Origin of the sequence: Streptomyces sp. NPDC048018 (assembly GCF_043202995.1) — a bacterium.
Classification (GTDB): Bacteria; Actinomycetota; Actinomycetes; order Streptomycetales; family Streptomycetaceae; genus Streptomyces.
The window spans coordinates 1-3,736 of record NZ_JBIDBK010000004.1; the positions used below are offsets into that span (position 1 = coordinate 1).

The following is a 3,736-nucleotide window of genomic DNA, read 5'->3' on the forward strand; positions in this document are numbered from 1 at the left end:
TTCGTACTCACCCTCTCGGGCTTTCCTCCGGGCGCTTCCTTCGTTTCCGACTCTATCAGATCTTTCCGACCCGATTTCCTCGGTGCTTTCCGGTCCCTTTTCGACTTTCGTCGTTCCGGGCCCTTCCGGCGGTTCCGACTCTATCAGACCCTTTCGGCGCCTGATTCCCAGTCAGCGGGATTCGCCTTCCCGGCTGTTGGGCCGTTCCGACGGGTGAGACTTTAGCGGATTCCCCGCCACCGAAGCCAATCGGCGGCGCACGTTCACACCTTCGAACGCGGATTCCTCATTTCGCAAAAACGCACGGAAACGCAGGACGGCACGACAAAAGAGCGTGCTGTCAGGCGTCGATGGTTCTTGCGGAATCGCTGTCCGGGGCCGACCGGAGTCGGTGCTCACGTCGGACAACTCGGAGAACAGTACGGATCGCGTCGCCCCATGTCAACCCCCGTCCTGAGCTCCACCCGCCCGCCTCTCCCCATCGGGCCGGGACCCGCTCATGCCCCCTCCACCAGGACGTGCAAGGCCATGACGAGCGCAGTGGTGCGCGGTTCCGGCCGGTCCATGTCGATGTGGACGGCCACGGTCTCCTGCACAGCCTCGGAGAGCCGGCGGGCGGCAGCGAGCATCTGGTCGACGGTGCGCTGCCCGACACCGGGAATCTGTCGCAGCCGGTAGGGACCCGCTTCGAGGACACTGCCCGGGGTGCGCAATCGCTCTTCTCGACGCCCCCCAGCCGCAGCCGCCCTTCGGTGACGTCCTGCAGCCGGGCGACGGGAATGGCGTCGAGCTCCCGCTTCACCGCCTCATCGTGGATCGGCTTCAGTACCTCGCCACGCCCCACGCTCCCCGCCCCTCCTCTGGCCCTCCCCGCATCCTCCCACCGCCCGCACCAGGCCTCGACGGGCGTTCGCAACTCCTTGGGGATCGACCGAACCCCGGGGTGGCCATTCACACCCCCAGGTTTACGACCACCGGTAGGATCGGCACCATGAGCGGTAGTAGGAAGTACTCGATCAGCCTGCCCGAGGATCTCGCCGAGGCTGTACGCGCCCATGTCGGGCCCGGCGGTTTCTCCGCCTACGTCGCTGAGGCTCTCGAACAGCGGGTCGCCATGGACAAGCTGCGGGAGATCGTCGCCGACTTCGAGACCGACAACGACGCCCTCTCCCGCGAGGAGGTCGAGGCCGCCCGGGCGCTGCTGCGTCACGACCACCGGCAGGCCGGCGGGGCCGCCGCCTGATGCCCGGCACCCTCCTGCTCGACAGCGAAGGGCTCTCGAAGCTCTACCTCAAGGACCGTACCGTCGTGGCCCTGGTCCAAGCGGCCTCGGAAGAGGGCATCCGCGTCGCCACCAGCGCCATGACCACGCTTGAGGCCGACTACGAGCGCATCCACCCGGCCCGCATCAAGTGGGTCCTCTCCCGCGTCGACGTTCACGACGTCACCAAGGAGATCACCGATCGGGCCGCCGTCCTCCTTCGCACCCATCACCTTCACGGCCACAAGTACGCCGTCGATGCCGCCTTCGCGGTCATCGCCCGCAACGCGCCCCAGCCGGTCACCGTCCTCACCGCCGACCCCGAGGACCTGACACTCCTGTGCGGCCCTTCCGTCGAGGTCGTCGAGGTCTGAGGCGGTCTCACGCCGACCAGACCTGCCAATGCCCCTCATCACGGGGCGAGGACTCCCTGCGGACAAAAGCTTGTGCCCGACCCACGAACAAGTGAGTTGGGCACAGAACTTGACTAAGCGTCACACGTTGAAGCGGAACTCCACCACGTCGCCGTCCTGCATGACGTACTCCTTGCCCTCCATGCGGGCCTTGCCCTTGGCGCGGGCGTCGGCGACGGAGCCCGTCTCGACCAGGTCCGCGAAGGAGATGACCTCGGCCTTGATGAAGCCCTTCTGGAAGTCGGTGTGGATCACACCGGCCGCCTCGGGGGCCGTGGCGCCCTTCTTGATGGTCCAGGCGCGGGACTCCTTGGGGCCGGCCGTCAGGTAGGTCTGGAGGCCGAGGGTGTCGAAGCCGACGCGGGCGAGGGTGGCGAGGCCGGGCTCCTCGGCGCCGACGGACTGGAGGAGCTCCATGGCGTCCTCCTCGTCGAGCTCGGCGAGGTCCTGCTCCAGCTTGGCGTTGAGGAAGATCGCCTCGGCCGGGGCCACCAGGGCGCGCTGCTCCTCCTTGAAGGCGTCGTCGGTCAGCTCGTCCTCGTCGACGTTGAAGACGTAGAGGAACGGCTTGGTGGTGAGCAGGTGGAGGTCGTGGAGGAGCTCCGCCTTCTCCGAGCCCTGCACGATGCCGGCCGAGAAGAGCGTGTCGCCCTTCTCCAGGATCTCCTTGGCGGCCTCGACGGCCACGACCTTCGGGGCCACGTCCTTCTTGATCCGGGACTCCTTCTGGAGTCGCGGCAGGACCTTCTCGATGGTCTGCAGGTCTGCGAGGATCAGCTCGGTGTTGATCGTCTCGATGTCGTCCTTGGGCGAGACCTTGCCGTCGACGTGTACGACGTTCTCGTCCTTGAAGGCGCGGATGACCTGGCAGATCGCGTCCGACTCGCGGATGTTCGCCAGGAACTTGTTGCCCAGTCCCTCGCCCTCGCTCGCGCCGCGCACGATGCCGGCGATGTCGACGAAGTCGACGGTGGCCGGAAGGACACGCTGCGAGCTGAAGATCTCGGCGAGCTTGGTCAGGCGGGCGTCCGGGACGCCGACGACGCCGACGTTGGGCTCGATCGTGGCGAACGGGTAGTTGGCCGCCAGCACGTCGTTCTTGGTCAGGGCGTTGAACAGGGTCGACTTGCCGACGTTCGGCAGGCCGACGATTCCGATCGTGAGCGACACGGTGGCGACTTCCCTAGGAGGAGTGGAGGTGGGGCGATCCCCCAGTTTACGGGGGCCCCCGACCGGGCCCGACCGGTCGAAGACGCCCCTCTTCCCGCCAAGGTCACCCAAAGGGCGTGTCCCGCAGGGGGTTACCGGGCTCTCGCGACCTACGTTGGTGACGTGGAGCAGCACAGGACACGCAAGCCGCAGCCCCGCCGCCCCGCCGGGGGCGGCCGGGAGGCCCCTCTGACGCCGCCCGGCGCTCTGGTCGAGGGCGCCGCGGTCTACCGCGTCGCCTCCCGGCCTCGCCCGGGCCGGCCCCGCGTCGAGCGCACACCGCCGCCCGTCGTCATGGCGCTGCGCAGGCTGCCCAACCCCCGGCTGACGGGTCTGGGCGCCGGTCTCTTCGTCTCCGCGGTCATGCTGGCGATCGGTCTCCTCGACTGGCTGCTGTTCGACGGCTCCCCGCTCGTCTACGGGCTGCTCTTCCTGCCCGTCAGCGCCCTGACGGCGCTCTGGGTGCGCACCGCCGACCTGGTCACCGCGCCCATCTCCGTACCGATCGCCTTCGCCGTCGGCGTGATCCCCGTCTCGGGCGGTTCGGGCGGCGTCGGCGGCCAGGCCATGGCCCTGGTCACGGCCCTCGCCATGCACGCCGGCTGGCTGTACGGCGGCACGCTGGTCGCCGGCCTGATCGCCAGTGTCCGGAAGGTGCGCGACATGGGGCGCCGCCAGCGGGCGGCGACCGCCCCCGGCAGTCCGGCACGACCGGTCAGGCGCCCGGCCCCCGAACGCGGCTAGGCGAAAGGGCGGCGCGAGGGGGCGGGGCCGGGGTGGGGGTGTCCGGACGTGGCGGCGACCTCCACGAGCGAAGCGAAGTGGAGCTCGCAGTCCGGACACCCCCACCCCG

4 protein-coding genes and 1 pseudogene are annotated in these 3,736 nt (G+C 69.0%); 3 read left to right on the forward strand and 2 right to left on the reverse strand.

The window, feature by feature from the left end:
* Positions 1 to 506: 506 nt before the first annotated feature.
* Positions 507 to 993 (reverse strand): annotated as a pseudogene (locus ACGF1Z_RS15845) (ATP-dependent helicase); the annotation flags it as partial.
* Between ACGF1Z_RS15845 and ACGF1Z_RS15850 the strand changes: the two are divergent.
* On the forward strand, positions 992 to 1,243 hold the full coding sequence (locus tag ACGF1Z_RS15850) for a hypothetical protein (protein ID WP_393004216.1): 252 nt from the start codon (positions 992 to 994) through the stop codon (positions 1,241 to 1,243). The pseudogene ACGF1Z_RS15845 and the gene ACGF1Z_RS15850 sit on opposite strands and share 2 nt — an antisense overlap.
* Positions 1,243 to 1,635 (forward strand): DNA-binding protein, encoded by a 393-nt coding sequence (locus ACGF1Z_RS15855; protein WP_393004218.1) that lies wholly within the window; start codon positions 1,243 to 1,245, stop codon positions 1,633 to 1,635. Before ACGF1Z_RS15850 ends, ACGF1Z_RS15855 begins: the two co-directional genes overlap by 1 nt.
* Before the next feature lie 120 nt (positions 1,636 to 1,755).
* On the opposite strand, the gene ychF is transcribed toward ACGF1Z_RS15855, so the two are convergent.
* On the reverse strand, positions 1,756 to 2,844 hold the full coding sequence (gene ychF, locus ACGF1Z_RS15860) for a redox-regulated ATPase YchF (RefSeq protein WP_393004220.1): 1,089 nt from the start codon (positions 2,842 to 2,844) through the stop codon (positions 1,756 to 1,758).
* Between the two features lie 162 nt (positions 2,845 to 3,006).
* On the opposite strand from ychF, the gene ACGF1Z_RS15865 reads away from it, so the two are divergent.
* Positions 3,007 to 3,627, forward strand: a complete 621-nt coding sequence (locus ACGF1Z_RS15865) for a DUF6542 domain-containing protein (RefSeq protein ID WP_393004222.1) — start codon at positions 3,007 to 3,009, stop codon at positions 3,625 to 3,627.
* Positions 3,628 to 3,736: the final 109 nt, after the last annotated feature.

Excerpts from the sequence above, each read along its gene's own strand:
- ACGF1Z_RS15855 (WP_393004218.1), top strand. The coding sequence starts at position 1,243 with ATGCCCGGCACCCTCCTGCTCGACAGCGAAGGGCTCTCGAAGCTCTAC.
- ACGF1Z_RS15850 (WP_393004216.1), top strand. The coding sequence starts at position 992 with ATGAGCGGTAGTAGGAAGTACTCGATCAGCCTGCCCGAGGATCTCGCC.